22 protein-coding genes and 1 pseudogene are annotated in these 19,311 nt (G+C 71.4%); 11 read left to right on the top strand and 12 right to left on the bottom strand.

The genetic code is table 11. From position 1 onward, the window contains the following. Positions 1-160: 160 nt before the first annotated feature. Positions 161-1,312 carry a polysaccharide deacetylase family protein gene (locus ACYVF7_RS15490; protein WP_460340195.1) on the bottom strand — a complete coding sequence of 384 codons (1,152 nt, stop codon included), beginning with the start codon at positions 1,310-1,312 and terminating at the stop codon, positions 161-163. Positions 1,313-1,507: 195 nt separating this feature from the next. Between ACYVF7_RS15490 and ACYVF7_RS15485 the strand changes: the two genes are divergently transcribed. Further along, a complete protein-coding gene (locus ACYVF7_RS15485) occupies positions 1,508-1,858 on the top strand; it encodes a hypothetical protein (RefSeq protein WP_433174405.1) in 351 nt (116 codons plus the stop codon). Positions 1,859-1,983: 125 nt separating this feature from the next. On the opposite strand, the gene ACYVF7_RS15480 is transcribed toward ACYVF7_RS15485, so the two are convergent. Then, positions 1,984-2,379 carry a LysE family translocator gene (locus ACYVF7_RS15480; protein ID WP_460340191.1) on the bottom strand — a complete coding sequence of 132 codons (396 nt, stop codon included), beginning with the start codon at positions 2,377-2,379 and terminating at the stop codon, positions 1,984-1,986. On the opposite strand from ACYVF7_RS15480, the pseudogene ACYVF7_RS15475 reads away from it, so the two are divergent. Next, a pseudogene (locus tag ACYVF7_RS15475) lies at positions 2,372-2,422 on the top strand (hypothetical protein); the annotation flags it as partial. The gene ACYVF7_RS15480 and the pseudogene ACYVF7_RS15475 sit on opposite strands and share 8 nt — an antisense overlap. A gap of 283 nt (positions 2,423-2,705) precedes the next feature. Here ACYVF7_RS15475 and ACYVF7_RS15470 read toward each other — a convergent pair. Together ACYVF7_RS15470 and ACYVF7_RS15465 are read right to left on the bottom strand one after the other, a co-directional pair. Continuing rightward, complete coding sequence (locus ACYVF7_RS15470) at positions 2,706-2,846, bottom strand: hypothetical protein (protein WP_460358627.1); 141 nt, start codon at positions 2,844-2,846, stop codon at positions 2,706-2,708. 54 nt (positions 2,847-2,900) lie between these two features. Continuing rightward, a complete protein-coding gene (locus tag ACYVF7_RS15465; RefSeq protein WP_460340189.1) occupies positions 2,901-3,416 on the bottom strand; it encodes an ArsI/CadI family heavy metal resistance metalloenzyme in 516 nt (171 codons plus the stop codon). A gap of 307 nt (positions 3,417-3,723) precedes the next feature. Here ACYVF7_RS15465 and ACYVF7_RS15460 point away from each other — a divergent pair, with 307 nt between their 5' ends. The 5 genes from ACYVF7_RS15460 (at position 3,724) to ACYVF7_RS15440 (ending at position 6,864) form a co-directional block, all read left to right on the top strand. Beyond that, positions 3,724-4,110 (top strand): ArsR/SmtB family transcription factor, encoded by a 387-nt coding sequence (locus ACYVF7_RS15460; RefSeq protein WP_460340186.1) that lies wholly within the window; start codon positions 3,724-3,726, stop codon positions 4,108-4,110. Beyond that, a complete protein-coding gene (locus tag ACYVF7_RS15455; protein WP_460340183.1) occupies positions 4,107-4,868 on the top strand; it encodes an aquaporin in 762 nt (253 codons plus the stop codon). Before ACYVF7_RS15460 ends, ACYVF7_RS15455 begins: the two co-directional genes overlap by 4 nt. A gap of 366 nt (positions 4,869-5,234) precedes the next feature. Then, positions 5,235-5,495, top strand: coding sequence for a hypothetical protein (locus ACYVF7_RS15450; protein ID WP_460340180.1), 261 nt, complete (start codon positions 5,235-5,237; stop codon positions 5,493-5,495). A gap of 183 nt (positions 5,496-5,678) precedes the next feature. After that, positions 5,679-6,380: an arsenate reductase/protein-tyrosine-phosphatase family protein gene (locus ACYVF7_RS15445; protein WP_460340177.1), complete on the top strand. Its 702-nt coding sequence runs from the start codon at positions 5,679-5,681 to the stop codon at positions 6,378-6,380. Between the two features lie 76 nt (positions 6,381-6,456). Next, positions 6,457-6,864 (top strand): arsenate reductase ArsC, encoded by a 408-nt coding sequence (locus tag ACYVF7_RS15440; protein WP_460340174.1) that lies wholly within the window; start codon positions 6,457-6,459, stop codon positions 6,862-6,864. Between the two features lie 353 nt (positions 6,865-7,217). Here the strand turns inward: ACYVF7_RS15440 and ACYVF7_RS15435 are convergent, their stop codons facing one another. Beyond that, entirely contained in the window at positions 7,218-8,465 is a 1,248-nt protein-coding gene (locus ACYVF7_RS15435) for a DUF4192 domain-containing protein (protein ID WP_460340171.1), read from the bottom strand. 201 nt (positions 8,466-8,666) lie between these two features. Here ACYVF7_RS15435 and ACYVF7_RS15430 point away from each other — a divergent pair, with 201 nt between their 5' ends. Then, on the top strand, positions 8,667-9,305 hold the full coding sequence (locus tag ACYVF7_RS15430) for a ComEA family DNA-binding protein (protein ID WP_460340168.1): 639 nt from the start codon (positions 8,667-8,669) through the stop codon (positions 9,303-9,305). 39 nt (positions 9,306-9,344) lie between these two features. Then, positions 9,345-9,785 (top strand): hypothetical protein, encoded by a 441-nt coding sequence (locus ACYVF7_RS15425; RefSeq protein ID WP_460340165.1) that lies wholly within the window; start codon positions 9,345-9,347, stop codon positions 9,783-9,785. Here the strand turns inward: ACYVF7_RS15425 and ACYVF7_RS15420 are convergent. After that, entirely contained in the window at positions 9,782-10,993 is a 1,212-nt protein-coding gene (locus tag ACYVF7_RS15420; protein ID WP_460340162.1) for an RNA-guided endonuclease InsQ/TnpB family protein, read from the bottom strand. The genes ACYVF7_RS15425 and ACYVF7_RS15420 overlap by 4 nt on opposite strands. A 260-nt stretch (positions 10,994-11,253) precedes the next feature. Between ACYVF7_RS15420 and ACYVF7_RS15415 the strand changes: the two genes are divergently transcribed. Both ACYVF7_RS15415 and ACYVF7_RS15410 read left to right on the top strand, forming a co-directional pair. Further along, positions 11,254-11,481: a hypothetical protein gene (locus ACYVF7_RS15415; protein ID WP_460340159.1), complete on the top strand. Its 228-nt coding sequence runs from the start codon at positions 11,254-11,256 to the stop codon at positions 11,479-11,481. Between the two features lie 142 nt (positions 11,482-11,623). Further along, entirely contained in the window at positions 11,624-13,324 is a 1,701-nt protein-coding gene (locus tag ACYVF7_RS15410; RefSeq protein ID WP_460340156.1) for an AMP-binding protein, read from the top strand. Between the two features lie 23 nt (positions 13,325-13,347). Here ACYVF7_RS15410 and ACYVF7_RS15405 read toward each other — a convergent pair whose 3' ends face one another. From ACYVF7_RS15405 to ACYVF7_RS15380, 6 genes are all read right to left on the bottom strand, one after another. Continuing rightward, positions 13,348-15,435, bottom strand: coding sequence for an ATP-dependent DNA helicase (locus tag ACYVF7_RS15405; RefSeq protein WP_460340153.1), 2,088 nt, complete (start codon positions 15,433-15,435; stop codon positions 13,348-13,350). Positions 15,436-15,640: 205 nt separating this feature from the next. Continuing rightward, positions 15,641-16,000 carry an ArsR/SmtB family transcription factor gene (locus tag ACYVF7_RS15400; protein ID WP_460340151.1) on the bottom strand — a complete coding sequence of 120 codons (360 nt, stop codon included), beginning with the start codon at positions 15,998-16,000 and terminating at the stop codon, positions 15,641-15,643. A gap of 157 nt (positions 16,001-16,157) precedes the next feature. Beyond that, positions 16,158-17,369 (bottom strand): pyridoxal phosphate-dependent aminotransferase, encoded by a 1,212-nt coding sequence (locus tag ACYVF7_RS15395; protein ID WP_460340148.1) that lies wholly within the window; start codon positions 17,367-17,369, stop codon positions 16,158-16,160. A 67-nt stretch (positions 17,370-17,436) separates the two neighbouring features. Then, complete coding sequence (locus ACYVF7_RS15390; protein WP_460340145.1) at positions 17,437-17,772, bottom strand: hypothetical protein; 336 nt, start codon at positions 17,770-17,772, stop codon at positions 17,437-17,439. Beyond that, the gene (locus ACYVF7_RS15385) at positions 17,691-18,329 is read right to left on the bottom strand and encodes an esterase/lipase family protein (RefSeq protein WP_460340142.1); all 639 of its coding nucleotides are present in this window, start codon (positions 18,327-18,329) and stop codon (positions 17,691-17,693) included. Before ACYVF7_RS15385 ends, ACYVF7_RS15390 begins: the two co-directional genes overlap by 82 nt. Before the next feature lie 142 nt (positions 18,330-18,471). Beyond that, the gene (locus ACYVF7_RS15380; protein WP_460340139.1) at positions 18,472-19,287 is read right to left on the bottom strand and encodes a hypothetical protein; all 816 of its coding nucleotides are present in this window, start codon (positions 19,285-19,287) and stop codon (positions 18,472-18,474) included. Positions 19,288-19,311: the final 24 nt, after the last annotated feature.

Genomic DNA, 19,311 nt, shown 5'->3' with positions numbered 1-19,311 from the left:
ATGCCGACGCCGGACGACGCACCCGGCGCGGGCGTGGCGAGCCCCGGGCACCGCCGTACGACCGGTCACCTTCTGGGCTCGGCGCCGTCGGGCGGGACGCCCGGCGTACCGATGCCGGACGGCGCGGGCGTGGCGGGCCCTGGCGCCGCCGTACGACCCGTCACTCGCCAGACCGGGCGCCGCCGGGCGTGCCGGTGCCGGACGGTGCACCGGGCGCGGGGGTGGCGGGCGACCCGGGCGGCAGGGTGGGGCCGCCCGCGCCGGGCGGTGCGGCCGTCCCTCCCTGGCCCTTCGGGTGGGACGCCGCCTGCTTCTGCGGGGTCTTCTTCTCGGGGACGGGCCCGTCGAAGTACGTCTGACCGGGTTTGAGAGCGCGGCCGCCGAAGAGCTCCGGCACCGTCACGAACGTGAAGCCGCGGTGGGCCAGGCCGGCCAGGATCTTTGGCACGGCGTTCACCGTCGTTGGGTGGATGTCGTGCATGAGGATGATGTCGCCCGGATGGGCCCAGCTGACGGCCCGGTGGGCGACGATCGCCGAGTTCCGGTCCAGCCAGTCGTTCGTGTCGACGCTCCAGAGGATCTGTGCCATGCCCATGTGGCGCGTCACCGCGGCCACGCGCCGGTTCGTGGCGCCGTACGGCGGGCGCATCAGCGGTGTACCGCCGCCGGTGGCGCGGCGGATCTCGCCGAGCGTGCGCACCAGCTGCGACCTGACCGCGGCGTCGGACATCGCGCTGAGCTGCGGATGCGACCAGCTGTGGTCGCCGATCGCGTGGCCCTCGGCGAGTTCGCGCCGCACGATCGCCTCCCGGCCGCGGATGTTGCCACCGATCAGGAAGAACGTGACCTTGACGTGCCGGGCGGCGAGCATGTCGAGCAGCTTGGCGGTGTACGGGCCGGGGCCGTCGTCGAAGGTGAGCGCGATGCACTTGACCTTGTGGCAGTCGACCCTGGGGCGGGCGGCGGCGGGGGACGAACCTCGCGGCGGCCAGGAGAGGGCGCGAAGGCGTGTGGCGAGGTCACCGGCCGGACGCGCCGCCGCTCCGGGGCCGCCGGTGACGCGGGACCGCGACCGGAGGTCCGGCCCGGCGGGAGCGGAACGGGCGGCGCCGGTCGGCGCTCCCTGCGCGGAGGAGGCCACCGTGGGGTGCGCTCCGAGGCCGCTGAGCCAACCCAGCCCCAGCACGGTCGCGGCGATGCCGATGCCCTTGCGACGCAGCGCGACGCGCCCACTAGCCGATCGGGTACCCGCGCGGGCGACCCTCGACGGAATGACGAAGCCCACCGAACCCCCGATTCGCGATCTACGCACGACAGGGCACACCTTAATGCGATATTTGCTTTAGTGATCTCGAGTCGGTCAAATGCCGACAAACGCATGGTGCCACCGTTTGGAACCCTGCACGATGGATCGGCGTTAGAGACGTGACGAATCGCGCGATCCGGCTCCGGAGCCCGACAGGCGACGGACGGGAGGATCGCAACGGGCCCTTGGGGAGGACGTCCGATGAGGTGGGGCGATCGCTTCGGGATTCGCCGCTGGCGGGGGAACAGGGTGACCATGCTCGACCGGGAGGCGACGAACGCCGACATCGAGTCACTGATGGCGTTCGCCCGCAGCCGCAGAGGCGTGGAGTTCTACGTCGAGCCGGAGACGTTCGCCACCGACACCACGGCTGTGGCGATCGCCGCCGACGGCGAATGGACCCGGCGCCGGGTCGGCTCGCCGCAGGTCATTCACAAGGTCGCCCGCGACCTGCGACTCCCGGTGTACGACGTGCAGATCACCGGCTATCCGCAGCGCATGCGGGACTTCAACGAGCGCCGCAAACGCCAGGGCGGCGCCGCCTCGCTCTAAGCCGCGGTCTCACACACCCGGGCTGCGCCTCGCCCTGGCCCGGGCCGCGCCCTACGCACCTGGGCTTCGCCTCACCCTGACGCGGGCCCTACGCACCCAGACTCCGCCTCACGCTGACCCAGGCCTCACACACCCAGGCTCCGCCCCACCCCGACCCGGGCCTCACACGCCCACGGCCACCGCGACACCGCGACACCGAGCAGCACGCCGCCGGTGACGATGCGCCGGCGGCGCTGGACGGCGGGTCTGGCGACCAGGGCCCGCCCTCGGTCGACGCCCCACGTGAACAGCAGATACCAGCAGATGTTCACCAGCGCCCAGACCGCCCCGAGCGCGATGCTGGAAAGGAGCACCGGGCCCTTCGCGGTGACGAACCGCGGAAGCACCGAGACGGCGAACACGCCCGCCTTCGGGTTGCCCAGGGTGGTGGAGAGGCCGGCCACGTAGCCGCCCCACCGGTTCGCCCGCCGCGCGCGGGGCTCGGCCGCGCCGGAGTCCCGCGCCGCCCACAGAGTGCTCACTCCCGCCGCGGTCACCCAGCAGATCGCCAAGGCCGAGCGGGACTTCGGGGCCCCGTTGGTCCTGCGGGGCCCGCGAGGAGCGACGCTGACGGCGGCGGGAGCGGTGCTGGCCGCACACGGACGGGTCATCGACGAGGAGACGGACCGGGCGTCCGCCGAGCTGGCGGCCCTGCTCGGCCACCTGTCGCTGCGCCTCCGCATCGGCGCGTTCCAGGCCGCCGGCCTGCACCTGCTCCCCCCGGCGCTGACGGCGCTCCGGCACCGTCACCCGGACGCCGACCTGTCCGTCGTCGACCACCTCCTGTCCGAGCACGGCGTGGAGGAGGTCACGGCCGGCGCTCGACATGGCCGTCGTCGCCACCTGGGACGCCGACGTCACCGCGCCCCCGCACCTCTCGGTCCGCGAACTGCTGCGCGACCCTCTGGTGGTGGTGCTCCCCGACGACCACCCGCTCGCCCTCGAACACCCGTCACAGTGCGGGGACGCGGTCCTCGTCGGCGAGACCCGGTGGCTGCGTGGATCAGTTGGTGCAGCCGCATCCGGCGGCGGCTTTGGCCTCGGCCGGAGTCTGGGCGGGGTCGACGGCCTGTTCATCGGGCGTGCAGCAGGCGGTGGCACCGCAGCAAACGTCGCCGTCGGCAGTGGGGGTGGCGCTCTTGCCGAGGGTGTCGGCGTCGGCCTTGACCATGTACACCTCCCAGGGCTCCTGTCCTGGGCCGTGGACCCAGACCTTGTCTTGGAGGGCGTAGCAGCAGGAGGTGTCGTTCTCCTCGAACGTGGCCAGGCCCGCCTCCTTCAGCCGCTCGGTCGCGGCGGTGACCTGCGCGGTGTCCCCGACCTCGACGCCGAGGTGGTCCAAGCGGGTGGCCTCGCCGGCCTCGCCCTCGATCAGCACGAGCTTGAGCGGGGGCTCGGCGATGGCGAAGTTGGCGTAGCCAGGACGGCGCTTGGCCGGTTCGGCGCCGAACAGCTTGGAGTAGAAGGCGATGGAGCCTTCCAGGTCGGCGACGCGCAGAGCGAGCTGGATACGGGACATGACTTCCTCCTCGAATGAAAACGATGCCGAACGAGCGGGCCGGTCAGATGCCGTAGCCGAGGCTGTTCGCGACGACGGCCGCGCGAGCTCGTTCCAAGTTGGCGTCGCCGCGGCAGGTGGCGTCGCATATCTCGCCGGTTGTCTCGGTGAAGGTGATCACTCCACGGAGCGGGCGGGTGCGCCCGGTGAGCCGCGGCAGGCGTTGGGAGTCGGTGAGCCACCGGCGAACCTCCTGATTCGATGGACATCTAATCAGCACGTTGGCCTCAGCTTGCATCCCTATCTAGATGGATGTCAAATTAGAGCTATGTCGAAGCAAGAGTTGCCGCTGATCAACGCCGCAGAAATCGATGCCGGGGCATGCTGCGCGCCGCTGGCGTGTGAGCCGTTGAGCGCCGACGAGGCCGAGGAGGTGGCGCCGTTGTTCAAGGCGATCGGTGACCCGGTGCGGCTGCGGTTGCTGTCGCTGATCGCCTGCCATGAGGGCGGCGAGGCGTGCGTGTGCGACCTGACGGCGGCGTTCGAGCTGACCGCGCCCACGATCTCCCATCACCTGAAGGTGCTCAAGCAGACCGGGTTGATCGACTCCGAACGGCGGGGGACGTGGGTGTACTACTGGATCAATCCGGGTGTGCTGGCGCGGCTTTCGGCCCTGCTGGGTCCGCAGGCCCAGGTGCTCGCGGGAGCCCGGTGAACGCGCCGCCGCTGGCGCGGCGGGCGCTTGCCGAGTTCCTCGGCACGGGTCTGCTGGTGGCGGTGGTGGTCGGCTCGGGGATCATGGCCGCGCAGCTCTCTCCACACGATGTCGGGCTGGAACTGCTGGAGAACGCCGCGGCGACCGCGGCCGGACTGACGGTCCTCATCTTGTTGTTCGGACCGGTCTCCGGCGCCCACTTCAACCCGGTCGTCTCAATCACCGACTGGGCGCTCGGCCGCAAGACCGCGGCAGGCCTGCTCGGCCGCGACCTGGCGGTCTACGTGCCCGCCCAGATCGCCGGAGGGATCGGCGGGGCGGTGCTGGCGAATCTGATGTTCGCTCTCCCCGCAGTCTCTACCGCGTCGAAAGACCGCTCCAGCGGCCACCTGTGGCTGAGCGAGGTGGTGGCCACCGCAGGCCTGGTCGCACTCATCTTCGCGCTGGCCCGCTCGGATCGGGCCCGGCTCGCCCCGGCCGCGGTCGGCGCCTACATCGGCGCCGCGTACTGGTTCACCTCCTCCACCTCCTTCGCCAACCCGGCCGTCACCATCGCCCGCGCCTTCAGCGACACCTTCGCCGGCATCGCCCCCACTTCGGTCACACCCTTCATCGCCGCACAACTCGCCGGCGGCCTCATCGGCACCGTCCTCGTCCTCGTCCTGTACCCGGCGGCCGGGAGCGACACGGGCGCCGATGACGTGGTCGTCCCACACGCCGAACCTGCCGCGGACGATCAGCGGCTCCCATCCGCGTAAGCCCGTCTTCGAAACGGCCCAACGGGCCGGAACAACGAAACGCGCTCATTGGCGATCGAGTGCCGCCGGGTTTGAGGCCTCGAGCGTGGACCTCAATGTCAGCGGCGATCGACAACACCCTCACCCGGCCGATGCCTTGCCCGGCATGCGGAGCAGGCTCATGCTGGGCAGCAGTGCCAGGTCCGGTGCCGGGAGGCAGCCGTGTCGAAGAAATCCTGCAAGCCCCGCGGGGCAGCCACATGGAACGTGGGCGTGCGGCGGCCATCTACCGCCTGGCAAGGGCCGCGGTCGATGGTCCGGTTGGGCCGCACGGTGGTGACGTACCACTGGCCTGTACGCCGCACCACAGGGATCGGGTTGGTGATCGTGGCTGTTCTGGCAACCGGTGGCGTGGCGGGGCTGCTGGTCCCGCTGGGTGTGGCCGCCGGCGCCCTCACGCTGGTGTGGATGGCGACAGCGCTGCGGTTGCTGCGGCTCGATGCCGTCAGCCCGAAGCCCGGCCAGGGGCCCGGTCCGGGCGGTGCGGGAGTGCGTGAGCCGCGCAGGCCGACACCACATCAACCTTCTGATGCCATTCGCCTGCCAGAGCCCGGAGCCCCGCCGGGCGGTGCCGCCGCCTGGGGCTGACCTCCAGTCGGTCAGCGCGCCGCCGCGAGTACCCGAAGCCGGCGCGGCCTCGCTGGCCGCTCCCTCAGTGGTGCCATCCGCCTCCCGATGTAGGCGGCACGACAGGCTCGGCGACGTCCCGGTCGGCGCGAACGGACTTGCGGCTCGTTGACTTCCCGGCATAGCTCAGCAAATATTGACTCAATGAACGCTGAGCTTTCTTCGCTTGAGGGTCGGGCGCGCATCCACGCGGCGCTGGGCGACCCGGCCCGGCTGGCCATCGTGGACGCACTCACCCTCGGCGACGCCTCGCCCGGGGAGATCGGTGAGGTGCTGGGGCTGGCCACGAATCTGGTCGCCCATCACGTGAAGGTGCTCCAGCAGGCCGGGATCATCGCGCGGACCCGCTCGGAGGGTGATCGGCGCCGCACCTACCTGCGGCTGGTGCCCGACGCCTTGACCGGTCTGACGCCGCCGCCGCTGCGCGAGGTGCCCCGGGTGGTGTTCGTGTGCACCCACAACTCCGCGCGCTCGCAGTTCGCCGCCGCGATGTGGGCCCGCCGCAGCACGGTCCCGGCCGCCTCGGCCGGCACCAGGCCCGCCGAACGGATCCACCCGCGCGCAGTCCGGATCGCCCGCCGCCACGACCTGGCCCTCGAGCAGGTCAAGCCCCGCCACGCCGACCAGGTCGTGAGCGTCGACGACCTGGTCATCGCGGTCTGCGACAACGCCCATGAGCAACTCGCCGACCTAGCGGTCCGCCCAGGGCGACGGCTGCACTGGTCGGTGCCCGACCCGGCCGCCCGCGACACCGACACGGCATTCGAGACCGCGTTCACCGACATCGCCGGCCGGATCGACCGGCTGGCGCCCGTCCTGCCCCCGGCTGGAGACGACCATGACTAAGGACCACCTGCTGGGCCTGGCCCTGAGAATCGCAACAGAACGGCTCACCACAGCCGCCCACGCCCAAGGAGTAAGCGTGACCCACGTCCCGGAGGTCCTGTTCGTCTGCGTCCACAACGCCGGACGCTCACAGATGGCCGCGGCCCTGCTCGACCACCATGCCCAGGGAAAGGTACGGGTCCGGTCCGCCGGATCCGCACCCGCCGATGAGATCAACCCGGCCGTGGTCGCCGTGATGGACGAACTCGACATCGACCTGTCCAAGGAGTTCCCCAAACCACTGACCGGCGAAGCCGTCCAGGGTGCCGACGTGGTCATCACCATGGGCTGCGGGGATGTCTGCCCGGTCTTCCCCGGCAAGCGCTACCTGGACTGGGAGTTGGAGGACCCGGCCGGCAAGCTCGTCGAGCAGGTGCGCCCGATCCGCGATGAGATCGACCGGCGAGTCCGCGGACTGCTCGCCGAGCTCACCCCCGCCCGCTGACGGAGTGTCCTGCTGCTCGCCGGCGTCAGGCCTACTCAGTCCGGCGGGCAGCGCAGGCGCAGATAGCCCCGCAGTTCCTCCAGCACCGCGCCGATCCCGGCCGCATCCGCCCGGTAGCGCCGCACGGTCGGACCGCTCCCACCAGCGAGCATCGGTGATCACCTCTCTTGGTCGCGCGCCAGGCCATGGCCTGGCTACATCCGGCCGAGCCGCCCGGACCGGACGCCCATCGGCGTCCGGCCTCCAGGCCCGCCGCATGCCGCTCACCGGATCCGCCCACGGGCGAGGTCCGCGACGCCTCCGCCGAAGTCCCGGTGCGGCGTGCCGGTGGCGATGACGGGGGTTCGGGCCGGTCAGCTCGCCTCGTCGAGTTGCTCCGGGGTGATGTCGAGCGGCACGGACCAGGGCGGGAGGCCGCTGACGAACAACTCGTGCAGCAGTCGCGCCATCGAGTAGTGCGGGTCGGCGGTCAGTGCCCGGTCCAGCGCGAGGTTGGCCAGCGCGCCCTCCCCCGCCCGCCAGGCGGCGAACGCCAGCAGACAGGCCGGCCCTGCGAGGTACGGCTCGGCCACCCGGCGTACGACGTCACGCCAGAGCCCGATGTGGGCGCCGATCTCACCGTCGTCGATGCGGACCCACGCCTCGTCGCGCACCCGGAGGTTGACCAGGAGCACGCCCAGCCAGGCGACCTCCGCATCGCTCGGCGGAGCGCCGCCCGCCCGCGCACGCTCGATGAGGAGCCGTACAAGCCGCACCCCCTCCTGGGCCACACGCCGCGACAGTCCTCCCCCACCTGCCCCCGCACCCGCCTGGCCTCCGGCTCCGGCCTGGCCCCCGGCTCCCGATGCGGCCGAGGCCGCGGGCCCCGGGCCGACGCGGCCTGCAGATCCTGAAGCGACGGGACCTGCGGGCCCCGGGCCGACCCTGGCCAGACCCGCTTCACCTCCGCCTTCCGCCGAACCCGCGGATCCGGGGGCGTGGGCGGCGTTGCCCTCACTGCCTCCGTGGTCCTGGGCGGCGGTGCGCGTCCTGTTCCGGGCGGCCTCGGTCGCGGCGGCTTCGGCCCAGGAGGCCAGGCGGTGCTCGGCCTGCAGGGTCGCCTGGCGCATCGCCTCACCGCCGACCGGCGCGATCATCCGCGCCAGCTCGTCGCGGCCCGGTAGGGCGACCAGGCCGCCGGCGATGGCCGCCGCGGCCACCGCGCTGCCGCGCACGTCGACGAACGTGCCCTCCGGCGGACAGCACGCCGGGTCGGTGCACAGGTAGGACCAGTAGCGGTCGTCCTCGACACGCATCACCTCGCGAAGCCGTACGCCGTCGCGGGCCAGGCGGTCGCCGACCCGCTCGACGACGGGCGTGACCCGGGCGCCCGGACCGTAGCCGGCGAGGATGACCTCGGCGGGCCGGCGACGCCTGATGAGGTCGGTGACGTGGTCGAGGAGCGCGTCCGAGGCCGTTAAGTCGAGCCGGATCGCGTATGTGCCGTCCACGCCGCCGCAGCACAGCACGACCACGCTGTCGGTGGGGTGGAAGCCGACGAGATAGGGGATGGCGGCGACGACGTCGGCGGGCGACCGGAGCCGCAGTGTGTTCGGTCTCATGACCACGAGCCTCCCGTGCCGACCCGCTCCGCCGACACCCCTCGCCCCCGCCTGTGGAAAACCCTGTGCGGCACCGACGTACACCGATCACCGCATTCCGGGCGCAAAGTCGATGGACGACTTCACAGAACGCGTGATCTCGGAGCCCTCCGCCGTCGTCCAACCAAGAAAGCCGTCTGGGCGGGGTGAAGGGGACACACCATGGACAGGCGCGTACGGACCGGTGTCGGTATCATCTGGGCGCTGCTGCCCTTCCTCACGCTCGGGCTGGCCATTCCCGTGGTGTTCGGCTACGCGGCGGTCCGCCGGCGGACGGCGACGTACTGGATCACCGCGGCGATGTACCTCGCCCTGTTCGTCGTGATGCTGATGAGCGCGGGGACGCCGGAGGACTCGGCCGTCGGAGACTCGGTCTTCACCGTCGTGTTCCTGTTCGCGTGGCTCGGGGGGACGATCCACGCGTTCCTCGTCCGGTCCCAGGTCTTCGCCTCGCCGTCGACGGCGACGTTCCAGGACGCGATCGACGACGCGGAGCAGCGCAGGAACGTCCGGCGTCAGGCGCGGAAGGCCGCCGCGGACCCCGCCATGGCCTGGGAGCTGCGGATCGGGCGGCCGGACCTGCCCCGCCGCTTTGACGACGGCGGGCTGGTCGACGTCAATCACGTGCCGGCACAGGTGCTGGCGTCGCTGCCGGGGATGACGCCCGAGCTGGTCGGCCGCGTCGTCAGCGTCCGGGAGCGGTGCGGCGGCTTCGACTCCGTCGAGGAACTGTCCGCCCTCGCCCGATTGCCGCAGACGCTGACCCCGCAGCTCGGCGAGTTCGCCATCTTCCTGCCCTGACTCCGAACAGCCCGGGGCCGAGACGCCGGACTCACCGTGATGGACGAGATCTCCCCGGCACTCCGTGTGGCACCTCGAGCGCGGCGCGGCACACTGAGTCGGGTTGAACTACACGAGGCCGTACATCTGTGGGAGCCCACGCCGGGGTACCTCAACACGGCGAGTTACGGGCTGCCGCCCCGTACCACCCTGGAGGCGGTCCGGCGGGTCCTCGGCGAATGGCAGTGCGGCGACGAGCCGTGGAGCTCCTGGGACGTCTCGACCGGACGGGCCCGCGAGGAGTTCACCCGGCTGGTCGGCGCCCAAGCCGACGACATCGCCGTGGGCGCCGCCGTGTCCCAGCAGCTGGCCCCGGTGGCCGCGTCGCTGCCGACCGGCGCGCACGTCGTCGTGCCGGAGATCGAGTTCACCTCGAACCTCTTCCCGTGGCTGGTCCAGGACGTCAGCTTCTCGGTCTTGAAGGACCGAGCTTGCGGCTAGATCCTCACTGGCTGTGAGGTGGTCTGCCGCGTCTTGGCCATCAGCTTTTGTGGGCTGGTGGTCGGGACGTGTGACTTCCGCCCCGCATCCCACGCCTCCCGGCCCCGTCGGGCCAGCACGCGGGAAGCGTTCCGGTCCGCGTGCGCAACGACGCCGCAGCCCCGGCAGGTGAACAATGCTTGAGAGACCCGGTTGAGCCGGTCGATGTGCCCGCACTCGGCGCACTGCCTGGAGGACCATGCCGGATCGACGAACACGACAGGCACACCGGCCCGGCGTGCCTTGTAGACGATGAAGTCTGCGAGCTGGGCGAAGGCCCAGGTGTGCAGGGCGACCCGTTGGGGCTTGCGGAGCCGTACCCGTTCACGGATCCCCGTCAGCTGTTCGAGGGAGATGCCGCGTCCGGTGCGTTCAGCCTCGGTCACGATCGTCCTGGAGATGCGGTGGTTGATGTCCTTGGCCCGCCGCGATTCCTTACGGCGCTGCTTGGCCAACAGGCGTTTGGCGGACTTGGTGCCCTTCTTCTGCAACTTCGCCCGCAGCGCCACTTGCCGTCTGCGGTAGCGGTTCAGCTTGCGTCCGGCGGCCCGGTAACCGGTGGAGGTGGTGGCGATGTTGACGATGCCCAGATCCACCCCGACGAAGGCCCCCGGCTCGCGGAGGTCGGCTTCGGGCACCTCGCACGTGGCGATCAGGTAGAACACGCCACCGCGTTCGACCAGATCGCTTTCGCCCTTGCGGTGGGTGATCAGCTGTTTCAGCGCGTTCGGTGAGCAGGCGAAACGCACGTCCTTCAACCGGCCCGCCATCGTCCAGATCGAAACGGTCTGCGCGTCGTACTGCCAGCTGAGACAGCGATCATCGAACGGGTGCGCGGCCTGCGGCCGGAATGTGATCGCCTTGGACATGGCCTGCGCCCAGCGTTTGGAGCCCTTCTTGCCCAGGTTCCCTGCCCGCAGATTGGCGTGCAGGCTGGTGTAGGCGTCCCGAACCTTCTTGATCACATGCTGGGCGACCTGCGAACCCAGACCACGCTCCTTCAGCTGAGCGTAGGTGTGCTTACGCAGTTCGTACTCACGGGGCACGCCGCACTCGAAGGCCACATCGGATACCCAGCATGCGGCTTCGTTGACCGTGCGCAGAGTGTGTTTCAGCGCCGCCGCCTGCACGGGCGTCGGCATGAGTTTCACCTGCACCACGACCTTCACAGTCCGCGACCATACCATCGCTTTACGTCACCGCATTGAGAAATGGGAACTCATATTCACAGGGGAGAGCAAGGGGCTCCCTGGCCACATATGCACCTACCTGCGGAGTGACCGTTTGTGGTCCCCTCCCACGTCGTCGCCTCGTGTGAGCGCGCCCCGTGCCGATCACCAAGGAGTCCACCGACCAGGAGTGCCTCGTCTGAACGGAGCGGGCAGCCTTCCAGAACGCTGCTGTGGCGCTGCGCGCCGCAGAGATCAGCATGCGATTCCTTCCGAGCCTGAAGGCACGGGTTTCCTCGCAGAACACGCTGAGCGTACGGACGGTGCCACTGGAGAAGGTCGCGGAGGCCGTCGACGGCCGTACTGTGGTGGTGGTTCGTGCAGTCGTGGCGGCGCGGGCGTACGACGCGCTGGTGGTGGCCGACGCGACACCCCACCTGTACACGACCGACGCCGACGTGGACCTGGCCCTGAACGCGCTCGCCTGAAGCCCGCGGCGGGGCCGCCCCTGCGCACATCTCTGACAAGGAGGTGTATTTATCCCGTATGCCGGAACACTGGGCAATGGGCGGTAGATGGTGCGAAGGTAACTGAAAGATTTCGTCTGCTTACGGTGGTGATCGTCGGCGAATGCGCACACCCTACGACGAGAGACCGTGGCTCCGTTTCTACGCGAACGGAGTTCCCCCCGATGTCGAGGTGCCCGACGTGCCGCTCACGCGGCTGCTCGACGCGTCGGCCGATCGCTTCCCCGGCAATCGGGCGCTGGAGTTCCTCGGGCGCTCGATGACGTACGCCCGGCTGCGCGACGCGGTCGACCGGCTCGCGACGGCGCTCGCCCGGCTCGGCGTCCGGAAGGGCGACCGGGTCGCGGTGATCCTCCCCAACTGCCCGCAGGAGGTCATCGCCTTCTACGCCGTGCTGCGGATCGGCGCGGTCGTGGTCCCCACCAACCCGCTGTACACCTCGGACGAGCTGCACTACCAGCTGACCGACTCCGGTTCCAGTGTGGCGATCATCTTCGACAAGGCGTACGAGACGGTGCGCGACGCCCTGCCCGGGACGGCGGTCGAGCACGTCGTCGTCACCTCGCTCCCCGACTACCTGCCCTTCCTCAAGCGGAAGCTGCTCAAGCTCCCGCTGGCCAAGGCGCGCCGGCTGGCCGAAGAGCTGAGCACCGAGATCCCCGAGGGCGAGCCCGTCCTGTGGTTCGACGACCTGCTCGACGAGGCGTCCGAGGCGCACCCGCAGGTGATGGTCGACCCGTTCCGCGACCTGGCCGTCCTGCAGTACACCGGTGGGACCACCGGCCGCCCGAAGGGCGCCATGCTCACCCACCGGAACCTCGTCGCGAACGCCTTGCAGACCACGGCGTGGGATCCCGCGATCCGGCCGGGGCACGACGTCAATCTGGCGGTGGTGCCGCTGTTCCACGTCTTCGGCCTGACGTTCTGCCTGACCTGCACGATCCTCATCGGCGGAACGGTCGTCCTGATCCCGCGCTTCGACCTGGAGCTCGTGCTCGACGCCGTCCGCAGGCACAAGCCCACGCTGTTCCCCGGCGTGCCGCCGATCTTCCAGCAGCTCGCCGCCGCGCCGGAGGCGAAGAAGGCCGGGGTCGGCAAGATCCGCACCTGCGTGTCGGGGGCCATGAAACTCGCCCGTACGACGGTCGACGCCTTCAAGACGGGGACGGGAGGGCACGTCATCCAGGGATACGGGATGACCGAGGCGTCCCCGGTGGTCATGGCCAACCCCCTCGACGGCAACGCCCGGCACGTGTCCGTCGGCACTCCCCTGCCGAGCACCGAGGCGCGGATCGTCGACGAGAACGACCCCTTCCGCGTCCTCCCCGTCGGCTATCCGGGCGAGCTGATGGTGCGCGGACCGCAGATCTTCGCCGGGTACTGGGGCCAGCCCGCCGAGACCGCGCAGACACTCTCACCCGACGGCTGGTACCGGACGGGCGACATCGGGATGATGAGCCCGGACGGTTTCTTCACCCTCATCGACCGCAAACGCGACGTCATCATCGTCGACGGGTTCAACGTCTATCCCTCGGAGGTCGAGGCGGTCCTGCTCGCCCACCCGGCCGTGGAAGAGGCGGCCGTCATCGGCGTGCCGGACCCGGGCCATGGCGAGGCGGTCGCCGTGTACATCATCCTCGAGCGGTCGCATCGGCCGAGCCCGGATGAGATGCGGGCGTACTGCGCGGAGCACCTCGCCGGGTACAAGGTGCCCACCTTCGTGGAGTTCCGCTCGTCGCTGCCGCGCAACATGCTGGGCAAGGTCCTGCGCCGGGTGCTCCGGGAGGAGAACGCGCTGTCCTGACCCGGTGCAGCCCGCGGCCCGTCTCAGTCCGCCGTGTCGAGGCGGCGCAGCGCGGCCTTCACCTTCTCGGAGTCGAACGTCGTCCAGAACGGCGGCAGCGACGACCGCAGGAATCCGCCGTAGCGGGCGGTGGCGAGCCTGGGGTCGAGGACGGCGACGACGCCGCGGTCGGTCATGGACCGCAGCAGGCGGCCCGCGCCCTGCGCGAGCAGCAGCGCGGCGTGGGTCGCGGCGACGGCCATGAAGCCGTTGCCGCCGTGCGCGGCGACGGCACGCTGCCGGGCCGAGGACAGCGGGTCGTCCGGGCGCGGGAACGGGATGCGGTCGATGACGACCAGCCGCAGCGACGGGCCGGGCACGTCGACGCCCTGCCAGAGCGACAGCGTGCCGAACAGGCAGGTCGCCTCGTCGTCGGTGAACTGCTTGATGAGCTGCGTCGTGGAGTCGTCCCCCTGGCACAGCAGCGGCTGCTTGAGGCGGCCGCGCAGCTCCTCGGCGGCCTGCTTGGCGGCCCGCATGGACGAGAACAGGCCGAGCGTACGGCCCCCGGCGGCCTCGATCAGCTCGGTCAGCTCGGTGAGGTACGCCTCGGGCAGGCCGTCGCGGCCCGGCTGCGGCAGCCCCCGCGCGATGTAGAGGATGCCGCTGCGGGCGTGGTCGAACGGCGAGCCGACGTCCAGCCCCGACCACCGCAGCGGCCGCTCCTCCGCGTCCTTCTTCTCCGGCTCGTCGCCGTCCGGCGCCTCGGCGGCCTCCGCCGCTCCGTCCGCCGCGGTGCCGAGCGGCGGCAGGCCCCACTGCCGGGCCAGCGGCTCGAACGACCCGCCCAGCGACAGGGTCGCCGAGGTGAGCACGGTCGTACGGCGGCCGAACAGGCGCTCGCGCAGCAGCCCGCCGACGCCGAGCGGCGCCACGCGGAGCGCGGTCGGCCGCCGGGAGTCCTCGTTGAACGGCCGGTCCAGCCAGACGACGTCATGCCGGGACGCCAGGTCGGTCTCGAACGTCTCCAGGAACCGCCCGGCGGTGTCGTGGATCTCCTCCAGCGCCGTGAGCGCGGCCCGGCCCGCGCTGAGCCGCTCGGCGTCCTCACCGGTCGTCTTCAGGCTGGTGCGCAGCGCGGTGGCGCAGGCGTACGCGGCGTCGCGGACCGACAGCAGGGTCGCGCCGAGGGCCTGGGGCAGGACGTCCATGCGGCCCGGCGCGGTGTCGGCGAGGATCGGCTGCAGCGCCTCCCCGGCCTCCTTGAGCCGGTCGGCGAGGTCGTCCTCGATGAGCCGGCCGCAGCGGCGCGCGGCGAACTCCACGGCCGACGCGGACAGCTCCGCGGTGGCCACGGAGGTGACCCGGTCGACGAGCTCATGGGCCTCATCGATGATCGCGACGTCGTGCTCGGGGAGGACCTGGAACTCCTCCAGCGCGTCGATGGCCAGCAGCGCGTGATTCGTGACGACGACGTCGGCGTCGCCGGCCTTGTCGCGGGCGCGCTCGGCGTAGCACTCGGTGCCGAACGGGCAGCGCTGCGCCCCCAGGCACTCGCGGGAGCTGACGGCGACCTGCCGCCACGCCTGCTCGGAGACGCCGGGGACGAGCTCGTCGCGGTCGCCGGTCTCGGTCTTCTCGGCCCACTCGTGGATGCGCTGGACCTGCCGGCCCGTCGCGGAGACCGACTGGGCGTCGAAGAGGATCTCGTCCGGGTCGTCGGGCTCGTCGACCTGCATCCGGTGCAGGCACAGGTAGTTGCGCCGGCCCTTGAGGATCGCGAACGCCGGCTCGCGGCCGAGCAGGGGCGTCAGCGACTCGGCGAGACGCGGCAGGTCGCGCTCGACGAGCTGGCGCTGCAGCGCGATCGTCGCGGTGGACACGACCACGCACGCGTTCTCGGCGGCGGCATGGCGGACGGCCGGGACGAGGTAGGCCAGGGACTTTCCGGTGCCGGTGCCGGCTTGGACGGCGAGGTGCTCCCCCGACTCGATGGCGTGGGCGACCGCCTCGGCCATCTTGACCTGGCCGGGCCGTTCGGCGCCGCCGACTCCGGAGACGGCTGCGGCGAGCAGGGGCCCGACGTCCGGAACGTCGGTTTTTTCAGAGGAGTCGAGGAGGTCGTCGGCCACCCGCTCAACGCTACCGGTCGGCGAGGACCGTTCGCCGCCCCAGCCACGCTTTCCCAGGCGTCACCCTCAGGAGCGCTCGGCCGGGACCGGCTCGAGCAGACTGGGGGAACGGCGCATCGAACTCCGTCAGGCGCGCTCAGCCGGGACCGGCTCGAGCGGACCGGGGAACAGCCCCTCGACCTCCGTTCGCCGATCGCCGCCGGCGTCAGGAGCGCTCGGCCAGGACCAGGGCGAGGAGACCGGGGAAGGCCCCGTCGAACTCGGCTCGCCGCAGCCGGTTGAACCGGCGCGGACCCTCGTCGCGCGACTCGATCAGCCCGGCGTCGCGCAGCACGGCGAAGTGGTGGCTCCGGGTCGCCTTCGACACCGGCAGGTCGAAGGTGCCGCAGGCGCGGGTCCAGTCCGGCTGCCCGGCGAGTTCGCGCAGGATCGTCCGGCGGACGGGGTCGGCGACCGCGTCCAGGGCGTCCTGCAGCGGCACCTCGGAGGGATGCCGGTGCGTCAGCCCGCGGGCCCGCGCGGACGGGCCGGACGGTTCAGTGTTCGATCCGCGTCGTACACTCATGTGGTCGACCTCCATCGAACACTTTAGGCGAGGAGTCACAACGCTACGAGGACGGCCGCCGGCGGCAGTTCCACCACCACGGCAACATCGATGACGCGGACGCCCTCGCCGCCTACCAGCGCGCGGTGGCGGGCCGAGCCTGAGGCAGGGGTGGCGGTCAGGGGCGGCGGCCGGCCAGGAACTCGCCGAGCCTGGCGATCGCCTCTTCGAGGTCGTCGGCGTGCTGCAGCGTGACGATCCGCAGATGGTCGGTGTCGGGCCAGTTGAAACCGGTGCCCTGCACGACGAGGATCTGCTGCTCGTCCAGCAGCTCCAGCACGAACCGCCGGTCGTCCTCGATGGGATAGACCTCCGGGTCCAGGCGCGGGAAGACGTACAGCGCGCCGGACGGCTTCGCGCAGCTCACGCCGGGGATCTCGTTGAGGAGCCGCCAGGCCCGGTCGCGCTGCTCGTGGAGCCGGCCGCCGGGCAGGACGAGGTCCTTGATGCTCTGGTGCCCGCCGAGCGCCGCCTGGATCGCGTGCTGGCCCGGCACGTTGGGGCACAGCCGCATGTTGGCGAGCATGTCGAGGCCCTCGATGTAGGACTCCGCGTGGTCCTTCGGCCCGGAGACCACCATCCAGCCGGAGCGGAAGCCGCAGACGCGGTAGGCCTTCGACAGGCCGGAGAAGGTCAGGGACAGCACGTCCGGGGCGAGCGGCGCGATCGAGACGTGCTCGGCGCCGTCGTACAGGATCCGGTCGTAGATCTCGTCCGCGAGGATCAGCAGGCCGCGCCGCCGGGCCAGCTCGGCCACGCCCTGCAGCAGCTCACGGGAGTAGACCGCGCCGGTCGGGTTGTTCGGGTTGATGATCACGATGGCCTTCGTGGCCGGAGTGATCTTCGCCTCGAGGTCCGCCAGGTCGGGCATCCAGCCCTGCTGCTCGTCGCAGAGGTAGTGCACCGGCGTGCCGCCGCCGAGGGACACCGCCGCGGTCCACAGCGGGTAGTCCGGCGCCGGGATCAGCACCTCGTCGCCGTTGTTCAGCAGTGCCTGCATGGCCATGACGATCAGCTCGGACACGCCGTTGCCGAGGTAGACGTCCTCGACGTCGAGCCCGGGGAACCCCTGCTGCTCGTAGTGCTGCACGACCGAGCGGCGGGCGGACAGGATGCCCTTGGAGTCGCTGTAGCCGTGGGCGACCGGCAGGTTGCGGATGACGTCCTGGAGGATCTCGTCCGGGGCCTCGAAGCCGAACGTCGCGGGGTTGCCGATGTGCAACTTGAGGATCTGGTGACCCTGGGCCTCCAGCTCCATGGCGCGCTTGAGGACCGGGCCTCGGATGTCGTAGAGGACGTTGGCGAGCTTGTCCGACTGGCTGACCTGCATAGAGACACCCTAGTCGGGCGTCCGTGGGCCCGTCGCGAGGATTACCGCGCGACGCTTGTGCCGTCTGTCACCACTTTTGCCAGTAGTAAAGCGCCTGCTCGACCATGTGGAGCGGCGCCCAGCCGTCCTTGGTCTCGTGCGTCCCGGGCCGCGTCGACTTCCAGTAGAGGTGGTATCCCTGCCGGGCCGGGTGGCCCGGGTCGGGGCGCAGGGCGACGCCGCCGTGGCCGAGGTTCTCCTCCTTGGCGTAGCGGACCTTGTGGCCCGCCGTCATGCCGAGGGCCGAGGAGGTGGGCACCTTGGTGTCGGCGTCCGAGCCGATCAGTGTCCAGTCGGTGCCCTGCGTGGACTGCGGGTTCTGCCCGAGCCAGCGCAGCAGGGCGCCGCCGTCCTTGCCCTGCATCTGCCGGCACTCCAGCGAGGTGCAGCCCATGTGCAGCCGGCGGCGTGGGGGCTGTCGAGCGTGGCGACGTTGGCGATGTAGAGGCGGGTGGGGAAGCCCTTCTGGTGCTTCTGCACGCCGGTCAGCGCGGCCCGTACGACCAGGCCGCCCATCGAGTGGCCGACCACGTCGACCGACCGGCCGTACCGCGTGTCGCGGTCGTAGACGAGCCAGGCGAACGCCCGGCCGAGCTCCTTGATGGAGGTGTTCGGGGTGTAGCGGCTCCGGCCGGGCACCGGGACTCCGCAGTTCCGGTCGGCCTTGTAGTAGCCGACGGTGTAAAGGGCGCCCTTCCAGCCGTCGCGCTTCAGCGACCACAGGGCGGCCCGCCAGGTCGAGGCGCAGTCGTTGTCGCCCCTGGTGCTGACCCCGTGCACCAGATAGACGCGAGCGGTGCGGTCGTCCGTCCGCTTGGGCACCCCGGCCGCGACCTCGTGCGCCGCCGCCCGGGCCGATCCGGCCCGCCCGGACGCCACGCATCCCACGGCCGTCAGCCCGGCCACCACCGCAACCGCCACGATCTTCGATCCGCCGAATCCGCCCCGCATGCGCACCCCCGGTTCGCCGCCACCCCCGGATCGACGGCCGCGCGATCATACCGCCCACTACCCGGCGAAGGTGGCCGAAACAGCTCGGCGACCGCCGGCTCGCGGCGATCGATCAGGCGCCCGTCAGGATCGCCGTCCCATGCTCCGGGCAGCGTCCGACGGTCACGCCGGCGGAGTCGTCCGGGACGACCGAGCACAGCACCGGCCGGCGGCGCAGCGCGGTGATCAGCAGGGCGCCGTCCCGGCTCCCGGCGTGGTAGCGCCGCCACAGGAGATGCGGCCGTCCGCAGGACGGTGCCGTCGCCGCGAAGTCGCCCAGGCAGGGGTCGTGGGCGAGCCGTACGGCGGGCCGCCGCCCGGCGGTCGGTGCCGTGTCGTCGCCGACGATCTGCGCGGCGGTGCGGCGCACGACCGGGAGGACAGAGGCGGTCTTCGGCAGCGCCGGCACGACCTCGGCCAGGTCCTCGCCCGTGCCGACGACCATGACCCGGTTCGCGATGGTCGCGAGCCGGACGGCCGGGAGGTTGAGCAGCCGCCGCCGGTCCTCGTCCACGACGTCGGCCCGCGGCGGCAACAGGGCCGCGTAGCGGGGGCCGAGGCGGCCCAGCGCGCGCCAGTCCACCATCTCCCGCCGTACTTCCAGCACCGGCACGACCCGGGACAGCACACCCGCCTCCCGCAGCGCCGAGGCGAGCATCGCCGGCTCGCCGAGCCACGGCGAGGGGGCGCGGTCGGGCAGCCAGGGCCGGCCCAGCGGGAACAGGCGGAACAAGTGCGCGGTGAGATCGGCGGAGGCCACCGGCACCGGCTCCTCCAGCACCCGGCCGGCGACTGCCCACTGCTCGCGGTAGTACGGAACCCGCTGGAACGCCTGGTCGACGACACGCCGCCGGGCGGCCTCCCAGTGCTCGGAAGAGAACCGGTTCATGTGCCCCCTCTCGATAGCACGAAA

This window comes from Actinoallomurus acanthiterrae, from assembly GCF_054775715.1.
The sequence above is the reverse complement of the archived record's forward strand: the minus strand, read 5'-3'. Positions and strand labels throughout refer to the sequence as shown.

What these genes read in the sequence shown, in the direction of transcription:
- ACYVF7_RS15485 (WP_433174405.1), top strand. Translation starts at nt 1,508, where the DNA reads ATGAGGTGGGGCGATCGCTTCGGGATTCGCCGCTGGCGGGGGAACAGG.
- ACYVF7_RS15465 (WP_460340189.1), bottom strand. Translation starts at nt 3,416, where the DNA reads ATGTCCCGTATCCAGCTCGCTCTGCGCGTCGCCGACCTGGAAGGCTCC.
- ACYVF7_RS15460 (WP_460340186.1), top strand. Translation starts at nt 3,724, where the DNA reads ATGTCGAAGCAAGAGTTGCCGCTGATCAACGCCGCAGAAATCGATGCC.
- ACYVF7_RS15445 (WP_460340177.1), top strand. Translation starts at nt 5,679, where the DNA reads ATGAACGCTGAGCTTTCTTCGCTTGAGGGTCGGGCGCGCATCCACGCG.
- ACYVF7_RS15435 (WP_460340171.1), bottom strand. Translation starts at nt 8,465, where the DNA reads ATGAGACCGAACACACTGCGGCTCCGGTCGCCCGCCGACGTCGTCGCC.
- ACYVF7_RS15430 (WP_460340168.1), top strand. Translation starts at nt 8,667, where the DNA reads ATGGACAGGCGCGTACGGACCGGTGTCGGTATCATCTGGGCGCTGCTG.
- ACYVF7_RS15425 (WP_460340165.1), top strand. Translation starts at nt 9,345, where the DNA reads ATGGACGAGATCTCCCCGGCACTCCGTGTGGCACCTCGAGCGCGGCGC.
- ACYVF7_RS15415 (WP_460340159.1), top strand. Translation starts at nt 11,254, where the DNA reads ATGCGATTCCTTCCGAGCCTGAAGGCACGGGTTTCCTCGCAGAACACG.
- ACYVF7_RS15410 (WP_460340156.1), top strand. Translation starts at nt 11,624, where the DNA reads ATGCGCACACCCTACGACGAGAGACCGTGGCTCCGTTTCTACGCGAAC.
- ACYVF7_RS15400 (WP_460340151.1), bottom strand. Translation starts at nt 16,000, where the DNA reads ATGAGTGTACGACGCGGATCGAACACTGAACCGTCCGGCCCGTCCGCG.
- ACYVF7_RS15395 (WP_460340148.1), bottom strand. Translation starts at nt 17,369, where the DNA reads ATGCAGGTCAGCCAGTCGGACAAGCTCGCCAACGTCCTCTACGACATC.
- ACYVF7_RS15390 (WP_460340145.1), bottom strand. Translation starts at nt 17,772, where the DNA reads ATGCAGGGCAAGGACGGCGGCGCCCTGCTGCGCTGGCTCGGGCAGAAC.
- ACYVF7_RS15380 (WP_460340139.1), bottom strand. Translation starts at nt 19,287, where the DNA reads ATGAACCGGTTCTCTTCCGAGCACTGGGAGGCCGCCCGGCGGCGTGTC.